Here is a 15376-nt window from a genome sequence, read left to right as displayed (position 1 = left end):
AGAAGTCGTGACCGACATCGATTGGGACGAGCTGCGCTCCGCAGCCGTCGAGGCCATGGAGAAGGCGTACGCGCCGTACTCCCGTTACCGGGTGGGCGCCGCGGCGCTCGTGAGCGACGGGCGGATCGTGACCGGCTGCAACGTCGAGAATGCGTCGTACGGCGTCGGGCTCTGCGCGGAGTGCGGCCTCGTCGGCAACCTCCACATGACGGGTGGCGGCGAACTCGTCGCGTTCGTCTGCGTCAACAACGACGGTGAGACGATCATGCCGTGCGGCCGTTGCCGTCAGCTGCTCAACGAGTTCGCGATCCCCGGGATGCTGCTGGAGACCGTGTCGGGCATCCGCACCATCGACGAGGTCCTGCCCGACGCGTTCGGTCCCCGCGACCTGGAGGCCGCCCGATGAGCGCGGTCGAGGCGTTCGATGCCGTCGACGTCATCCGCACCAAGCGGGACGGCGGCGCGGTTCCCGAAGACGCACTCCGCTGGATGATCGACGCCTACACCCGCGAATACGTCGCCGACTCCCAGATGGCCGCCTTCGCGATGGCGGTGCTCCTCAACGGGATGAACCGCGACGAGATCCGCGTCATGACCGACGCGATGATCGCGTCGGGGGAGCGGATGAGCTTCGCCGGTCTCGGCAAGCCGACCGTCGACAAGCACTCCACCGGCGGCGTGGGCGACAAGATCACGCTTCCGTTGGCTCCGCTCGTCGCTGCCTTCGGCGTCGCCGTGCCGCAGCTCTCGGGCCGCGGCCTCGGGCACACCGGCGGGACGCTCGACAAGCTCGAGGCCATCCCCGGCTGGCGGGCCGCCCTCAGCAACGACGAGATGATCGCGCAGATGCGTGACGTCGGCGCCGTGATCTGCGCGGCCGGCTCCGGTCTCGCCCCCGCGGACAAGCGGCTGTACGCGCTTCGCGACGTCACCGGCACCGTCGAAGCGATCCCGCTCATCGCGTCGAGCATCATGTCGAAGAAGATCGCCGAGGGCACCGATTCGCTCGTCCTCGATGTCAAGTTCGGCTCCGGTGCGTTCATGCGAGACGTCGACAAGGCGCGCGAGCTCGCCCGCACGATGGTGGCCCTCGGCACCGACTCGGGCGTCGCGACCACCGCGCTCCTCACCGACATGAACACGCCGCTCGGTCTTGCGATCGGCAACGCGAACGAGGTCCGCGAATCGGTCGAGGTGCTCGCCGGCGGCGGCCCCGCCGACATCGTCGAACTCACCGTCGCCCTCGCCCGCGAGATGCTCGCCCTCGCCGGTCAGCCCGACGCCGACGTCGAAGCCGCCCTGAAGGACGGCCGCGCCATGGACTCCTGGCGTCGCATGATCGCCGCTCAGGACGGCGACCCGGATGCCGCCCTGCCCGCCCCGCGCGAGACCCACACCGTGACGGCGACCGAGTCCGGCGTCGTCACGCGGCTCGAAGCCCTGCCGTTCGGGATCGCCGCCTGGCGTCTCGGCGCCGGACGTGCCCGCGCGCAGGACCCCGTCATCCACGCCGCCGGTATCGACCTGCACGTGAAGCCGGGCGACACCGTGACCGCCGGTCAGCCGCTGTTCACCCTCCTCGCCGACGATGAGAAGCGCTTCGCGCGGGCCACCGAGGCGCTCGAGGGCGCCTGGGAGATCGGTGCGGAAGCCCCGGCATCCACTCCGCTCGTCCTCGAGCGCATCACCGCTTGACCCCCTCACGACAGGATCCGACTATGGCCATCGACCAGCACGGCGACGCACAGCTCGAGGGCGTCTCGATCCGCTCGCTCCCCAAGGTGTCGCTGCACGACCACCTCGACGGCGCGCTGCGTCCGCAGACGATCATCGAGCTCGCCGATGAGGCGGGCGTAGAGCTCCCCGAATCCGCCGCCGACGACCTCGCCGACTGGTTCGAGGACCAGTCGGACTCGGGCTCGCTCGTCGAGTACCTGAAGACGTTCGACCTGACCGTCGCGGTCATGCAGACCCGCGAGGGACTGCGCCGCGTCGCGAAGGAGTTCGTCGAGGACCTCGCAGCCGACGGCGTCATCTACGGCGAGGTGCGCTGGGCACCCGAGCAACACCTCGGCGGCGGCCTGAGCCTCGACGAGGTCGTGGAAGCCGTGCAGGAGGGCATCGAAGAGGGCGAGGATGCCGTCGATTCCGGCGGCCGCGACATCCGGGTCGGCCAGCTCATCACCGCGATGCGGCACACCGACCGGTCGCTCGAGATCGCCGAGCTCGCTGTGCGTCACCGCGGGCGCGGAGCTGTCGGGTTCGACATCGCCGGACCGGAGGCGGGGTTCCCGCCGTCGAACCACCGGGCGGCGTTCGAGCACCTGGCATCCGCCTTCTTCCCCGTCACGGTGCACGCCGGCGAGGCTGCGGGGCTCGACTCGATCCGCTCCGCGCTGATCGACGGACGGGCGCTCCGCCTCGGCCACGGTGTGCGCATCGCCGAGGACCTCGACGTCGTCGAGCAGAAGGGCGAAGAGGTGCAGGTTCGCTTCGGCGACCTGGCCCGCTGGGTGCGCGACCGGGAGATCCCCCTCGAACTGTCGCCGTCGTCGAACCTGCAGACCGGCGCGGTCGCCGCGTGGGGAACGCAGCTCGAGGACCACCCGTTCGACCTGCTCTATCAGCTCGGCTTCGCCGTCACCGTGAACGTCGACAACCGCACGATGAGCCGCACGTCGCTGACGCGCGAGCTGTCGCTGCTCGCCGACGCGTTCGAGTACACGCTGGACGATCTCGAGGCCTTCCAGCTCAACGCTGCGGCCGCCGCGTTCCTGACGATCGAGGAGCGAGAGGAGCTCATCGAGCTCATCGGCGAGGGCTTCTCGGCCTGAGCCCTGTTGCGAGGTCCCGATCGGGCCGGGTATGGCGTGCTCATACCCGGCCCGATCGGGACCTCGGCCTTTCTCCCCAGCTCGCCCCGTCCACGGCCTCTCCGCCGGCTGCGTGCTCGAGGGCTGACCGCTTGCGGATACGCGGCAGCCTGCAGGGATGCGGCGACCGCGTCCCCTTCCCGAGAACCTGCGCGACCGAGCGTTCCACGTCGATGACGCCTGCCGGGCCGGGGTCACCGCCGGCCGGTTGGATGCCAGTGATCTGGCGATCCCCTATCCGGGAGTCCGGGTTCCCGTGGGTCACGACCTCGAGTCGCTTGCCGCCCGGGCACGCCAGTTCGCCGAGCGGATGCGGCCCTGGCAGTTCTTCAGCCACAGCACCGCGTTGGCTCTTTACGGCGCGCCGATCCCGTCCGATCGAGCCTCGCAGCGACTGCACGTGGCGGCGCACCGTCCGGATCGCGAACCGCGGGTCGCGGGTGTCGTCGGGCACCGGCTCGGACCGGGCGTCGCTGACGTGCGAGAGGTGGAGGGGCTGCGGGCTGAGGCACCGGCGATGGCGTGGCGCCACGTGGCGTCCTGGTGGAGTCACGAGGACCTGGTCGCCGCGGGGGACTTCCTCGTGGGCACGCGAGGTCTGCTCGCTCTCGACGACCTGGCGGCGGAAGTCGCGAAGGGGCCGGGACGGGTACAGGCCGCTCTGGAAGCAGCGCTCTCCGACGTGCGGGTCGGCGCGGAGTCGCCGGCAGAAACCCGGCTGCGGCTCGTCATCTGCGCCGCAGGACTCCCGGAGCCCGCGCTCAACGTTGCCCTCTGCGCACCGGACGGCCGGTTCGTCGCCCGGCTGGACCTCGCGTACGCGCGCTGGCGGGTCGCGGTCGAGTACGACGGGCGTCAGCACGCCGAGGACCGGGCGCAGTTCGAGCGTGATGCCGACCGGTGGCACGCCATCCGTGAGCAAGGGTGGGTGCTCGTCCGCATCCTTCGCCATCACCTGCAGGGTGACGGCGGACAGGCCGTCCGCATGGTCGCGGGCGCGCTCCGGCAGGCAGGGTGGACGCCGTGACGCGTGAGGTCCCGATCGGGCCGGGAATGGTGGGCGTTTACCCGGCCGAAGTGGGACCTGGGGCGGGCTTCAGAGACGGGCGAGCAGGTCCGCGACGGATGCCGTGATGTCGGCCGTCATAGCGGGGTCGTCGATCGTGGGCGTACCGTCGCCGGCTTGCGGGCCGTAGTCGCCGAAGGATGCGTGCGAGGCGCCGGGGACCTCGACGAACTCGGCGTCGGCCGGCAGCATCCCGCGGGCGTCCTGGATCTTCTCGGGGGTCGACAAGCCGTCCTCCGAGCCCGAGATGCTCAGCGCCGGCAGGCCGGAATCGGACAGGTCACTCGCGCAGTACGACGCGAAGAGGACGAGGCCGTCGGCATCCGGCGCGAGCTGGCACGCGCGCACCCCGCCGAGGGAGTGGCCTCCGACGAGCCAGGTGTCGACGTCGGGCGCGGCATCGGTGAACGTCGACAGCGGTCGGGGATCGAAGAAGGCGAGGTTCAGCCACGGACGCGTGATGACGACCGTCATCCCGTCCTCCGCGACGAGGCCGGCGAGTTTCGCCTCGTACGCCTCGGCGTCGACCTTCGCGCCGGGGATGAAGACCAGCCCGACGGTGCTCTCCCCGGAAACCGGAGACATCACGACGTTGCCGTCCGTGTCGGACACAGCGATCCGGCTGTCCTCGCGTACCGCGTCGAGCGGGCCGGCCTCGGCACCCATGACACCGACCTGGCTCCAGATCACGATGCCGACGATCCCGGCGACGAGCAGCCCCGCTAGGGACAGCAGCACGATCGAGACGATGCGCCGTGCCCGGGATCGGGGCCGCTTCGACGCGCTCACGCGCCGTAGACGCCGAGCTCGGTCTGCCGGTGGGCGACTTCCTCCTGCACGCGGGGGAACAACGGGTGGGATGCGTCGAGGCCGGTGACGGATGCGGTGAAAGCCGCGGCATCCTCAGATCGGATCCGCTCCTGCAGCTCCACCGCCTGCGCGTCCGCGGCGTCTTCGAATCGGAGTGCTGCGGCGATCGCGGCCATGAGCCCGTCGACGGCGAGACCGCGCTCAGCGGCAGCCGCGGCGGGGCCGACGAAGCGCTCGTGGCGAGACAGCTTGCGGAGCGGCTGCCGGCCGACCCGCTGCACGGTGTCGGGGAGGGCTTCGTTCGAGAACCGCTCGAGGATCGTCGCGCGGTAGTCAGCGAGCTCCGCCGGGTCCAACCCGTGAGCCGCAGCGAGGAAGGCCGAGGTCTCCTCGAGCGCCTGCTCGACCTTGGCACGGATGCCGGGGTCCGCCAGGGCGTCCGAAATCCGGTTGATCCCGGCCGCGGCACCGAAGTACGCGGTGGCGGCGTGGCCGGTGTTCACCGTGAACAGCTTCCGCTCGATGTACGGGGCGAGGTCGTCGACGAAGTGAGCGCCGGGGATCTGCGGCAGATCACCGCCGAAGGGGCCCCGCTCGATGGCCCACTCGAAGAACGGCTCGACGGTCACGTCGACGCCCGAGCCCTCGGGCTGGCCCGGGACGATCCGGTCGACGGCGGTATTGGCGAACACGGCACGCGTCGAAAGATCGCCCCAGGAGTCGCCGGCCAGCTTCTCGATCTCCGCGCGCAGAGTGTCGGTCGCCCCGATCGCGTTCTCGCAGGCCATCACCTGCAGCGGCTTCGCATCGGCATCGCGCCGCGCGAGCCCCTCGAGGATGTGGGGGGCGACGAACGGCAGGATGTTCGGTCCCACGGCGGTCGTCACGACCTCGGCCGTAGCGACCTCGTCCGCGACGGCATCCGGATCTGCCCGGCTGTCGAGAGCTCGGAAGCCGGTGACGGTCTTGTCGCCGCCTCCGGGCCCGACCTCGTGAACGGTGTATTCGGATGCCGCGTTGATCGTCTCGACGAGGGTGGGTGCGACGTCGGAGAAGACGAGGTCGTACCCGCCCTCGTGGAGGAGGAGGCCGACGAATCCGCGCCCGATGTTGCCGGCGCCGAAGTGGACGGCTTTCATGCGTTGTTCACCGTGGCGAGGAGCTGGTAGAGCTCCTCGGGGGTCTGTGCGGCCTTGAGCTTGGCGACCTCATCGTCCTCGGAGAAGAGGAGTGCGATCTGCGAGAGGATCTCGAGGTGCTCGTCGCCATTGCCGGCGATGCCGACGACGAACGAGACCTGCTCGCCGGCCCAGTCGACGCCGCCGTCGTATCGGACGAAGGAGAGCGCGGAGTCGAGGATCGCCTCTTTCGTCTCGTTCGTGCCGTGGGGGATCGCGAGCTCGTTGCCCATGTAGGTCGAAACGGCGATCTCGCGCTGCTGCATCGCATCGAAGTATGCGCTCGTTACCGCGCCGGCGGCCTCGAGGATGTCGGCGGCTTCCTTCATCGCCTGCTCCTGGCTGACGGAGCCGGTGCGGATGCGGATCTGGCCGAGGGTGAGGACTTCGCGAGCCATGACGTTCTCCTTCTGAGGGGGGTGAAAAAGAGGATGCTGCGGGGTCGGGACCATTGTTCCCGACCCCGCAGCAGAGTGCATCAGGCGTCGCCGTGCTGGCGGCGCACCATCTCGACGACCTCGTCGTACTTCGGCGAGTTCATGAAGTTGTCGACCGAGACGTGCAGGGAGTCGGGGGTGACCCCGCGCGCCCGGTCGGTCAGCTGCTGCTGGGTGATGACCAGGTCGGCCGACGGGTCGAGGTTGGCGATCGCCTTGTTGGTGACCGTGACGCCCTCGACGCCCGCCTTCTTGAACTTGTTGCGGAGGACGCTGGCGCCCATCGCGGACGAGCCCATGCCGGCGTCGCACGCGAACACGACGTTCGTGATCTCGCGCTCGGCGACCGCGGTCTCGGCCGGGGCGGATGCCGTGGCCGACTTTGCGCCAGAGCGGCGCAGGTTGTCCATGGCGTCCGACTTCTTACCCTTGTTCGCTTCGGTCTGCGAGACCGCGGCGGAGAAGGAGTCCGTGCCGAGTTCGGCGGCAGCGAGGTCGCGCTTGCGGGAAGCTCGCAGGATGATCGACGCGACGATGAACGTCACCGCAGCCGACAGGACTACCGAGAGAGCCACGGCTACGTAGCTGTTGTTGGCTACCTGAGCCATGACCGCCAGGATGCTGCCCGGGGCGGCCGGAGCGCGCAACATGCCGCCGAGCAGCATGTTTGTGGTGACACCGGTCATGCCACCGGCGATCAGGGCCACGATCAGGATCGGCTTCATGAGCGCGTACGGGAAGTACACCTCGTGGATGCCACCGAAGAACTGGATGATCGCAGCTCCGGGAGCAGACGCACGTGCGGCGCCGATGCCGAAGAAGGTGAATGCGAGCAGCAGACCGAGGCCCGGGCCGGGGTTCGCTTCGAGGAGGAACAGGATCGATCCGCCGGCGTCGCTGGCCGCTGCCTGGTCGAGGCCGAGCGGGGTGAGGACGCCATGGTTGAGCGCGTTGTTGAGGAAGAACACCTTGGCGGGCTCGATGATGATGCTCGTCAGTGGCAGGAGGTTCGTCTCGACGAGCCAGTTGACCGCGGTGCTGAGAACGTTCATGAGGCCGTTGATCAGCCACGCCAGCGGGTAGAACCCGACGATGGCCATGACGAAGCCCCAGATGCCCGCCGAGAACATGTTCACGAGCATCTCGAAGCCGGCGCGGACCTTGCCCTCCCACAGGCGGTCGAGCATCTTCATGGTCCACGCGGCCAGCGGAGCCATGATCATCGCGCCGATGAACATGTTCACCTTGCTGAGGGGATCGGCCTCAGGGTCGGAGATGGCCAGGGCGGCGTTGAAGTTATCGATCAGGAGATCGGAACCGGCGATGACACCGAAGGTCGCGATCGCGCCGACGACGCCGCCACGCACGCTGTAGACCAGGTGGCCACCGAGGTAGGCGATGAGGATCGGCAGCAGGTAGTGGATGAACGGACCCACGATGTTCGCCAGGTCAGCGTTCGGCGTCCAGCCCTTCTCGATGAAGAAGGCGGTGAAGATGCCCCACGCGATGAGTGCGGGGATGAGCGGCATGATCATGCCCGAAAGGAACGTGCCGAATCGCTGAACGGCGACGCGGGCTCCTCCCTGGGTCTGTGCCGGTGACGTCGTTGTCATGGTTACTGGTTCTCCTTGTGCTGTGCTGCGGCTTCCTGGGCCGCGGCTCGGGCGGATGCCGCATCGGATGCGGCGAGGGCTGCTTCGGCGATGCGCTTCGCGTCGTCGAGGCTGTGGTGCAAGAGGGTGGCGCGCACGTCTGCGAGCGCCGTCGGTGCCATGGAGAGAGTCGTCGCGCCGAGGCCGACGAGGACGACCGCGAGCAGCGGATCGGCTGCGGCCTCGCCGCAGATGCCGATCGGCTTGCCGTTGAGTCGTCCGCCGTCGCCCGTCGCCTTGACGAGCTGTAGGACCGCGGGATGCCACGGGTCCTGGAACGACGAGACCGAACCGAGCAGGCGGTCGGCCGCGAGGGTGTACTGCGTGAGGTCGTTCGTCCCGATCGACGCGAAGTCCGCGTGGGCGAGGACCTTATCGGCCAGGAGCGCGGAAGAGGGGACCTCGACCATGACTCCTGCGGTCTTGATGCCGTATTCCTTCGCCAGGGTGACGAAGTACTCCGTCTCCTCGACGGTCGACACCATCGGCGCCATGACCCAGAGATCGGCGTCGGTCGCGGCATCCGCGTTGGCGAGGGCGGTGAGCTGCTCGCGCAGGATGTCCTCGCTGGCGCGGAGCGCGCGGAGTCCGCGGAGTCCGAGGGCGGGGTTCTCCTCGTGGGCGTCGTTGAGGAAGGCGAGCGGCTTGTCGGCACCGGCATCCAGCGCGCGGACGACGACCTTCTTGCCGGGGAACGCCTGCAGCAGTTCGGTGTACGCCTTCGTCTGCTCGTCGACGGTCGGCGCCTGCGCCGAGCTGAGGAACAGGAACTCGGTGCGGAACAGGCCCACGCCTTCCGCACCGAGCTCGACGGCCTTCGCGGCATCCTGCGGCTTGCCGAGGTTGGCCAGCAGCGGAACGGCGGTGCCGTCGGCGAGAGCGCCCGGGGTGACGGGAGCATCGGCTGCGGCGGCGCGGTCGGCCTCGCGGCGTTCGACCTGCGCGATGTCGTCGTCGCTCGGCTGTGTCGTGACGACTCCGCCGGCGGCATCCACGATCACCGTCTCGCCCTCGGCGAGATCAGCGGCGCCGCGGACGCCCACGACGGCGACGATCGACTTCTCGCGCGCGAGGATCGCGGTGTGCGAGGTCGGTCCGCCCTCGGTGGTGATGAGGGCGAGGACCTTGTCGAGGTCGAGCAGCGCGGTGTCGGCGGGAGCGAGGTCCTTGGCCACGAGGACGAACGGATGCCCCGGGTCGGGGACACCCGGAGCCGCGACGCCCCGGAGGTGTGCGATCACGCGCTGAGCGACGTCGTCGAGGTCCGCGGCGCGCTCGCCGAGGTAGCCGCCCATCGCCGCGAGGGTGTCGCGGAACGAGGCGAACGCGTCGAACACGGCGAACTCGGCCGTCTTGCCGGCCGCGATGCGGTTCGTGACCTCCTCGTCGAGGGCCGGGTCCTCGGCCATCATCGCCTGGGCCTCGAGCACCTCCTGCGCGGCTCCGCCGGCGGTCTCGCCGCGCTGTTCGAGCTCGCGTGCGACGGCTTCGATCGCGGCGCGGACGCGCGCGGTCTCCTCGTCGCCGCTCAGCGTGCTCTTCTCGTCTTTCGGCGCGGGCAGCGGCTCCGCCATCCGTGCGACGGGGCCGTGGCTCACGCCCAGGCCGATTCCTACTCCTCGAAGCTCAGTCATGTGTCCCTCAGGCGTCGTGGTCGGTGGTCAGAAGTTCGGTGAGGGCGTCGAGCACCTCTTCGGCGTTCGCGCCGTCGGCGGTCAGCGTCACGTAGTCGCCGTTCTCCGCACCCAGCGAGATGACGCTGAGGATGCTGGCGGCATTGACGGCGCCGCCGGAGCCCTTCGAGATGGTGACGGGGATGCCGGCATCCTTCGCGGCCTGCGCGAACATCTTCGCGGGGCGGGCGTGGAGGCCGTTGGAGGAGCCGATCCTCACGGTCCGGCTGGCCGGTGCACTCATCGCGGGGTCCTTTCGATACGGTCGGCGGCTGCCGCGGCCTTCACCAGGGCGAACGTGCGGGTTCCATCACGATCGCCGAACACGTCCTCCGGCAGCAGCACGGCACGCGCCTGTCGGGTGGCGGCATCCCGTTCGATGTCGGAGAGCGCGGAGGCGAGGTGCGGACCCACGAGCACCACGTCGCCGGCGTCCGCCTCCATGGCGACCATCCCGGGGGCACCCGCACGGACGAGCAGCTCCGTGCCTTCGCGTTGTGCGGCCTGCCGCAGACGCTGGGCGACGAACGTGCTCGACGCACCGGCGCCACAGACGACGAGGATCTTCACTGATCCGCCTCCTTGTCTCTCCGCCATTCTCATCCGACTCACAGGAAGCGACAACCAGCCCTTCTTCCGCGGGGGAGGAAACCCCCCGGTCGCGCAGGTGGTTGACTGGTCGGGTGAGCCGGGCGAGACAGGACCAGGTCATGGCGCTCCTGATCCGGGATGCCGCCTGGCGGACGGCCGGCGAGCTCGCCGACATCGTCGGTGTGACGCCGCGCAGCATCCGCTCGTACGTCGCCGCCCTCAACGCCCGCGTGCTCACGGGGGATGCGATCGAGTCCGGTCCCTCCGGTTATCGAGCCGGCACGGGAGCCGCGGGAGCTCTACGCACGGTCACCGAGGAAACCCCGCGGGACCGGTTGCACCGGCTCGTGCGTGACCTGCTCGATGCGCCCGACGGCGTGGACGTCTACGCCGCGGCGCAGCACTTCCACGTGAGTGAGGCGACTCTCGAGTCCGACCTCGGGCGCGTTCGCGCCCTCCTCAGCGGGACGCAGCTGACCCTCGAGCGCTCCGCAGAGCGGGTACGACTGTCGGGCACCGAGATGGCGCAGCGACGCCTCCTCAGCCGGCTCGCGCACGACGAGATGGATCAGGGCGCGTTCGACCTTCGCGCGCTGCGGCGTGCTCTGGGGGAGAGCACCGCCGAGACCTCCGCCCTCGGCGCGTTCAAGGACGAGCTGGTCGCCGGCCTCGGCGACCTCGGCTACCTCGTGAACGAGTTCGGCATCGGCGACGTCATGATGCACATCGCGATCGCCGCCGACCGGGTCGGACGCGGTCGGGGACTCGACGGCGCGCCCGTCGGCGATTCCGCCGCTCGCGCCGAGATCGCCGACCTGCTCGACCGCCTCGCCGTGACGCACCTCGGTGTGCGTCTCGGGGACGGCGACCGCGACCACCTCGCCGCCCTCGTGCAGACCCGCGTCGTCGCGCCCGGCGCCGCCGAGCCCGACGCCGTCATACGGGACCGCCTGGATGCCGATGTCGAGGCGGCCGTGCGAGCGGTCGTCGCGCGTGCGGCATCCGAGTTCCTCGTCGACATCGACCACGAGGACTTCATCCTCCGCCTCGCCCTTCACGTGCAGAACCTGCGGCAGCGGGCGCAGGACAGAGCATGGTCGCGGAATGCACTCACGCGGTCGCTGAAGTCCACGTATCCGATGATCTTCGACGTCGCCGTGTTCATGGCCGAGCAGCTGCGCGTCGTGGTCGGGGCGCCGCTCCACGAGGACGAGATCGCCTACATCGCGATGCACGTCGGGGGCCGACTCGAGCGATCCCGTCAGTCCGCACGGCTTCTGACGGCGACTCTCGTCTGCCCCGGCTACTACGAGATGCACGAGCTGCTGCGCACCAGCATCGACCGCGCCCTCGGCCGTGAGATCGAGGTCGTGGCCGTCGAAACCCGCGTCGACCCCGATTGGACGGGCCTCGACACCGACCTCGTCCTCACGACGATCGACCCGCCCGAGCCATCCGATCGCCTCGTTCGGATCCAGCCGTTCCTCACCGAGCCCGACGTGGAACGCGTGCAGGGGGCTGCGGCGCGCGCCCGCCGCGTGCGACGCCTTGCCGGTCTCCGTGCGGAGCTGGAGCGCTACTTCTCGCCGGAGGCGTTCGTGTCGCGGCTTCCCGCGGACGCGGACGAGGAGACCGTCATCCGCGGTCTCGGTGGTCAGCTGGCCGCGCAGGGCGTCATCACCGAGGACTACGTGACGCGGACGCTCGAGCGCGAGCGGATCTCGTCGACGGCGTTCACCGACGCCCTCGCGGTGCCGCACGCCATCGGCATGACCGCGACACGGACGTCGATCGCCGTCGGCCTCGCCGATCCCTCGATCCGATGGGGCGACGGCCGCGTTCAGGTCGTCGCGATGGTCGCCTTCTCCGAATCCGACCGCGAAGCGTTCCAGACCGTGTTCGAGCAGCTCGTTGAGGTCTTCAGCGAGCGCGACAGCGTGCAGCGTATCCTCCGCCGCGGCACGAGTTTCGCGGGATTCCTCGACGAGCTCGTCGCCGTCGTCGACGGCTGATCAGCCCGCGAGGCGCGCGTCCAGTCCCATCCGGACGCCCGGCCACTCGTGGGGGAGGATCGAATACACGACCGTGTCGCGCATCGATCCGCCCGGACCGATGCGGTGGTTGCGGAGCACGCCGTCCTGGCGGGCGCCGAGTCGCTCGATCGCGGCGCGCGACTGCCGGTTGTGCCAGGAGGTCCGGAACTCGACGGCGATCGCCTCGCACGCCTCGAACGCGTGTCCGAGGAGCAGCCGCTTCGCCGTCGTGTTCACCTCGGTGCGCTGGACCTCCCGCGACAGCCACGTGTAGCCGATCTCGACGTGCCGGTTCTCGGCGTCGATGTTGCAGAAGGTCGTCATCCCCGCGGGCTTCCCGTCGACCATCACCGCGAACGGGTTCATCGTCCCCGCGTCGCGCTCGCCGAGCCGCCACGAGATCTCGTCGGGGACGGATGCCGGGATCGAGGTGTACCAGGCGTATTCGAGACCGTCGCGGGCGAGCGCCAATGCGTCCGCATGCGCGTGGTCGAGGGGCACGAGCTGCACCCTGCCGAGGCTGAGCGTGACCGGTTCGATGAGCGGCGTCGCCATCACGCCTCCGCCGCCGCGAGGATCTGCCTCACGCCCGCGTCGACCGCGGCCAGGCGGGCCGCGGCGTCCTCGGACGTCTCGCCGCGCACGTCGAGGTACGCCTTGAGCTTCGGCTCGGTGCCGCTCGGGCGCACGATGACGCGCGAACCGTCCTCGAGCCACACACGCAGGATGTCGCCGCTCGGTGAGCCCCCACGTGCCGTGAGCAGGTCTTCGATCCGGTCGACGTCGACCGACCCGACGGATGCCGGGGGCGCCGCGCGCAGTGCGGCCATGATCTTGCCGATCAACGAGACGTCGTCCACGCGGATCGAGACCTGGCCGCTCGCGAAGTGTCCGAACATCGCGGCGGACTCGTCGAGCAGATCACCGAGGGTCTTGCCCTCTTCACGCGCCTCGGAAACGAGACCGAGGACGGCGATCGCCGCGGAGATGCCGTCCTTGTCGCGGACCGTGCCCGGGTTCACGAGGTAACCGAGGGCCTCCTCGAATCCGTAGACGAGACCCGGTGCGCGCGAGATCCACTTGAAGCCGGTGAGGGTCGCGGCGAAGTCGAGACCGTAGTGCTCGGCGATCGTCTGCAGGCCGGGCGAGGAGACGAGCGAGCAGGCGAGTGTGCCCGACCCCGCGGTGCGCGCAGCACGCCAGCCGAGCAGCAGCCCGACCTCGTTGCCGGTGAGTCGCCGCCAGCCGCCGTCAGCCGCGGCATCCGGGATCGCAACGGCGAGCCGATCGGCGTCGGGATCGTTCGCGACGATCAGCTCCGCGCCCGCCGCGCGGGCGGTGTCGAAGGCGAGGTCCATCGCGCCGGGCTCTTCGGGGTTCGGGAAGGCGACGGTGGGGAAGCGTCCGTCGGGCTCGATCTGCGCCGCGACGACAGTCGGCGCCGGGTAGCCCGCGGTCTCGAGGACCTGCCCGAGCGTCTCGTAGCCGACGCCGTGCATCGCCGTGTAGACCCAGTTCAGGCCCGGGGCGCCCGCCGGAGCCGGCGCGACCAGGGCCGTCGCGCGGACATACGCCGCCACGACGGACTCGTCTGCGATCTCGTAGCCGTCGGAGCGAGGGATCGCGCCGAGGTCCGCGCGAGCGGCGACCCGATCGATGTGGGCCGCGATCTCGGCATCCGCCGGGGAGACGATCTGGGCGCCGTCGTCGTCGCCACCGAGGTAGACCTTGTAGCCGTTGTCGTCGGGCGGGTTGTGGGATGCGGTGACCATGACGCCCGCCGACGCGCCGAGGTGGCGGACGGCGAACGCGAGCACGGGCGTCGGGAGCAGGCGGGGGAGGAGGATCGCGCGGAGCCCGGCCCCGGCGAAGATCTCGGCGCTGTCGCGCGCGAACACGTCCGAGTTCCGTCGGCCGTCGTAGCCGACGACGACCGACGGGGTCTCGTCGCCCGCGCGCTCGCGGAGGTACGCGGCGAATCCCGCCGCTGCCTGCCCGACGAGGACCCGGTTCATCCGGTTCGAGCCCGCCCCGAGCGCGCCCCGGAGGCCCGCCGTGCCGAAGGCGAGCCGGCTGTCGAAGCGGTCGTGGAGGTCCGCGATCGCCGCGTCGTCGCCGGTCTCGGCACGTGCGATCAGATCGGCGAGCTCCGCTCGCGTCGTCTCGTCGGGATCCTGCGCGAGCCAGTCACGAGCGGTCTCGAGCACGCTCCCGCTCACAGGACGCCGATCACACGGGCGAGCAGGTCGGAGATGACGGGCTCGGCTTCGCGGCCCGCCTCGAGGACCTCCTGGTGGCTGAGCGGGGTGGTCTGGATGCCGGCGGCGAGGTTCGTGATGAGCGAGAAGCCGAGGATCTCCATGCCCGCCTGGCGCGCGGCGATGGCTTCGAGCGCCGTCGACATGCCGACGATGTGCCCGCCGATGGCTTTGGCCATCTGCACCTCAGCGGGAGTCTCGTAGTGAGGACCGCGGAACTGGCAGTACACGCCCTCGTCGAGGCCCGGGTCGACCGTGCGGGCGAGGTCGCGCAAGCGCGACGAGTAGAGGTCGGTGAGGTCGATGAAGGTCGCGCCCTCGAGCGGGGAGTCGGCGGTGAGGTTGATGTGGTCGCTGATGAGGACGGGCTGTCCCGGCGTCCAGGACGTCTTGATGCCGCCGGCGCCGTTCGTCAGGACCATGATCTTCGCGCCCGTCGCGGCAGCCGTGCGAACACTGTGGACGACGCGGCGGACACCGTGGTTCTCGTAGTAGTGGGTTCGCGCGCCGATGACGAGGACACGCTTGCCGTCGGGCGCCAGGATGCTGCGGATCGAGCCGACGTGCCCGGCGAGGGCGGGCTTGCTGAAGCCGGTGACCTCCGTCGCGTCGAGCGTCGCGGTGGTCTCACCGATGAGCTCGGCCGCCTTGCCCCATCCGCTTCCCAGCGTCAGGGCGATGTCGTGCTGAGCCACGCCGGTGAGGCGGGCGATGTCTGCCGCCGCGGTCTGCGCGACCTCGAACGGGTCGGTGGCGGGATCGTCGAGCGGGTGGGTCTCCTCGTGCATGGTCCCACTCTAGGAAG

General features: G+C 70.1%; 15 protein-coding genes. 5 read left to right on the top strand and 10 right to left on the bottom strand.

The window, feature by feature from the left end:
- The first annotated feature begins 7 nt into the window (after positions 1-7).
- From ABQ271_RS11315 to ABQ271_RS11300, 4 genes are all read left to right on the top strand, one after another.
- The gene (locus ABQ271_RS11315; RefSeq protein ID WP_018188778.1) at positions 8-406 is read left to right on the top strand and encodes a cytidine deaminase; all 399 of its coding nucleotides are present in this window, start codon (positions 8-10) and stop codon (positions 404-406) included.
- Positions 403-1695 carry a thymidine phosphorylase gene (locus ABQ271_RS11310; protein ID WP_349308857.1) on the top strand — a complete coding sequence of 431 codons (1293 nt, stop codon included), beginning with the start codon at positions 403-405 and terminating at the stop codon, positions 1693-1695. Before ABQ271_RS11315 ends, ABQ271_RS11310 begins: the two co-directional genes overlap by 4 nt.
- A 23-nt stretch (positions 1696-1718) precedes the next feature.
- Entirely contained in the window at positions 1719-2834 is a 1116-nt protein-coding gene (locus tag ABQ271_RS11305) for an adenosine deaminase (protein ID WP_349308856.1), read from the top strand.
- A 157-nt stretch (positions 2835-2991) separates the two neighbouring features.
- Positions 2992-3900 carry a DUF559 domain-containing protein gene (locus ABQ271_RS11300; protein WP_349308855.1) on the top strand — a complete coding sequence of 303 codons (909 nt, stop codon included), beginning with the start codon at positions 2992-2994 and terminating at the stop codon, positions 3898-3900.
- A gap of 69 nt (positions 3901-3969) precedes the next feature.
- Here the strand turns inward: ABQ271_RS11300 and ABQ271_RS11295 are convergent, their stop codons facing one another.
- The 7 genes from ABQ271_RS11295 to ABQ271_RS11265 form a co-directional block, all read right to left on the bottom strand.
- The gene (locus tag ABQ271_RS11295; protein WP_349308854.1) at positions 3970-4728 is read right to left on the bottom strand and encodes an alpha/beta hydrolase; all 759 of its coding nucleotides are present in this window, start codon (positions 4726-4728) and stop codon (positions 3970-3972) included.
- The gene (locus ABQ271_RS11290; RefSeq protein ID WP_349308853.1) at positions 4725-5888 is read right to left on the bottom strand and encodes a mannitol-1-phosphate 5-dehydrogenase; all 1164 of its coding nucleotides are present in this window, start codon (positions 5886-5888) and stop codon (positions 4725-4727) included. The genes ABQ271_RS11295 and ABQ271_RS11290 overlap by 4 nt, the downstream gene beginning before the upstream one ends.
- Positions 5885-6325, bottom strand: coding sequence for a PTS sugar transporter subunit IIA (locus ABQ271_RS11285; protein ID WP_349308852.1), 441 nt, complete (start codon positions 6323-6325; stop codon positions 5885-5887). The genes ABQ271_RS11290 and ABQ271_RS11285 overlap by 4 nt, the downstream gene beginning before the upstream one ends.
- Before the next feature lie 80 nt (positions 6326-6405).
- Positions 6406-7977: a PTS mannitol transporter subunit IICB gene (locus ABQ271_RS11280; protein WP_349308851.1), complete on the bottom strand. Its 1572-nt coding sequence runs from the start codon at positions 7975-7977 to the stop codon at positions 6406-6408.
- Positions 7978-7979: 2 nt separating this feature from the next.
- On the bottom strand, positions 7980-9650 hold the full coding sequence (ptsP, locus tag ABQ271_RS11275; protein WP_349308850.1) for a phosphoenolpyruvate--protein phosphotransferase: 1671 nt from the start codon (positions 9648-9650) through the stop codon (positions 7980-7982).
- 7 nt (positions 9651-9657) lie between these two features.
- The gene (locus tag ABQ271_RS11270) at positions 9658-9933 is read right to left on the bottom strand and encodes an HPr family phosphocarrier protein (protein ID WP_091356012.1); all 276 of its coding nucleotides are present in this window, start codon (positions 9931-9933) and stop codon (positions 9658-9660) included.
- A complete protein-coding gene (locus tag ABQ271_RS11265; RefSeq protein ID WP_349308849.1) occupies positions 9930-10259 on the bottom strand; it encodes a PTS sugar transporter in 330 nt (109 codons plus the stop codon). Before ABQ271_RS11265 ends, ABQ271_RS11270 begins: the two co-directional genes overlap by 4 nt.
- Positions 10260-10372: 113 nt before the next feature.
- Here ABQ271_RS11265 and ABQ271_RS11260 point away from each other — a divergent pair, with 113 nt between their 5' ends.
- Entirely contained in the window at positions 10373-12292 is a 1920-nt protein-coding gene (locus ABQ271_RS11260) for a PTS sugar transporter subunit IIA (RefSeq protein WP_349308848.1), read from the top strand.
- Here ABQ271_RS11260 and ABQ271_RS11255 read toward each other — a convergent pair whose 3' ends face one another.
- Genes ABQ271_RS11255 through ABQ271_RS11245 form a run of 3 tightly spaced genes read right to left on the bottom strand, consistent with a single transcriptional unit; the run spans position 12293 to position 15359 of the window.
- Positions 12293-12868 carry a GNAT family protein gene (locus tag ABQ271_RS11255; protein WP_349308847.1) on the bottom strand — a complete coding sequence of 192 codons (576 nt, stop codon included), beginning with the start codon at positions 12866-12868 and terminating at the stop codon, positions 12293-12295.
- Complete coding sequence (locus tag ABQ271_RS11250; protein ID WP_349308846.1) at positions 12868-14532, bottom strand: phospho-sugar mutase; 1665 nt, start codon at positions 14530-14532, stop codon at positions 12868-12870. Before ABQ271_RS11250 ends, ABQ271_RS11255 begins: the two co-directional genes overlap by 1 nt.
- Positions 14529-15359 carry a purine-nucleoside phosphorylase gene (locus tag ABQ271_RS11245; protein WP_349308845.1) on the bottom strand — a complete coding sequence of 277 codons (831 nt, stop codon included), beginning with the start codon at positions 15357-15359 and terminating at the stop codon, positions 14529-14531. The genes ABQ271_RS11250 and ABQ271_RS11245 overlap by 4 nt, the downstream gene beginning before the upstream one ends.
- Between the last annotated feature and the right edge of the window lie 17 nt (positions 15360-15376).

The organism is Microbacterium sp. MM2322 (genome assembly GCF_964186585.1).
Classification (GTDB): domain Bacteria; phylum Actinomycetota; class Actinomycetes; order Actinomycetales; family Microbacteriaceae; genus Microbacterium.
This window is presented reverse-complemented; position numbering and strand designations above follow the sequence as displayed.

Bases quoted from the DNA above. Each gene is read 5' to 3' on its own strand.
- ABQ271_RS11310 (WP_349308857.1), top strand. From the start codon at position 403: ATGAGCGCGGTCGAGGCGTTCGATGCCGTCGACGTCATCCGCACCAAG.
- ABQ271_RS11305 (WP_349308856.1), top strand. From the start codon at position 1,719: ATGGCCATCGACCAGCACGGCGACGCACAGCTCGAGGGCGTCTCGATC.
- ABQ271_RS11300 (WP_349308855.1), top strand. From the start codon at position 2,992: ATGCGGCGACCGCGTCCCCTTCCCGAGAACCTGCGCGACCGAGCGTTC.
- ABQ271_RS11290 (WP_349308853.1), bottom strand. From the start codon at position 5,888: ATGAAAGCCGTCCACTTCGGCGCCGGCAACATCGGGCGCGGATTCGTC.
- ABQ271_RS11285 (WP_349308852.1), bottom strand. From the start codon at position 6,325: ATGGCTCGCGAAGTCCTCACCCTCGGCCAGATCCGCATCCGCACCGGC.
- ABQ271_RS11280 (WP_349308851.1), bottom strand. From the start codon at position 7,977: ATGACAACGACGTCACCGGCACAGACCCAGGGAGGAGCCCGCGTCGCC.
- ptsP (WP_349308850.1), bottom strand. From the start codon at position 9,650: ATGACTGAGCTTCGAGGAGTAGGAATCGGCCTGGGCGTGAGCCACGGC.
- ABQ271_RS11270 (WP_091356012.1), bottom strand. From the start codon at position 9,933: ATGAGTGCACCGGCCAGCCGGACCGTGAGGATCGGCTCCTCCAACGGC.
- ABQ271_RS11255 (WP_349308847.1), bottom strand. From the start codon at position 12,868: ATGGCGACGCCGCTCATCGAACCGGTCACGCTCAGCCTCGGCAGGGTG.
- ABQ271_RS11245 (WP_349308845.1), bottom strand. From the start codon at position 15,359: ATGCACGAGGAGACCCACCCGCTCGACGATCCCGCCACCGACCCGTTC.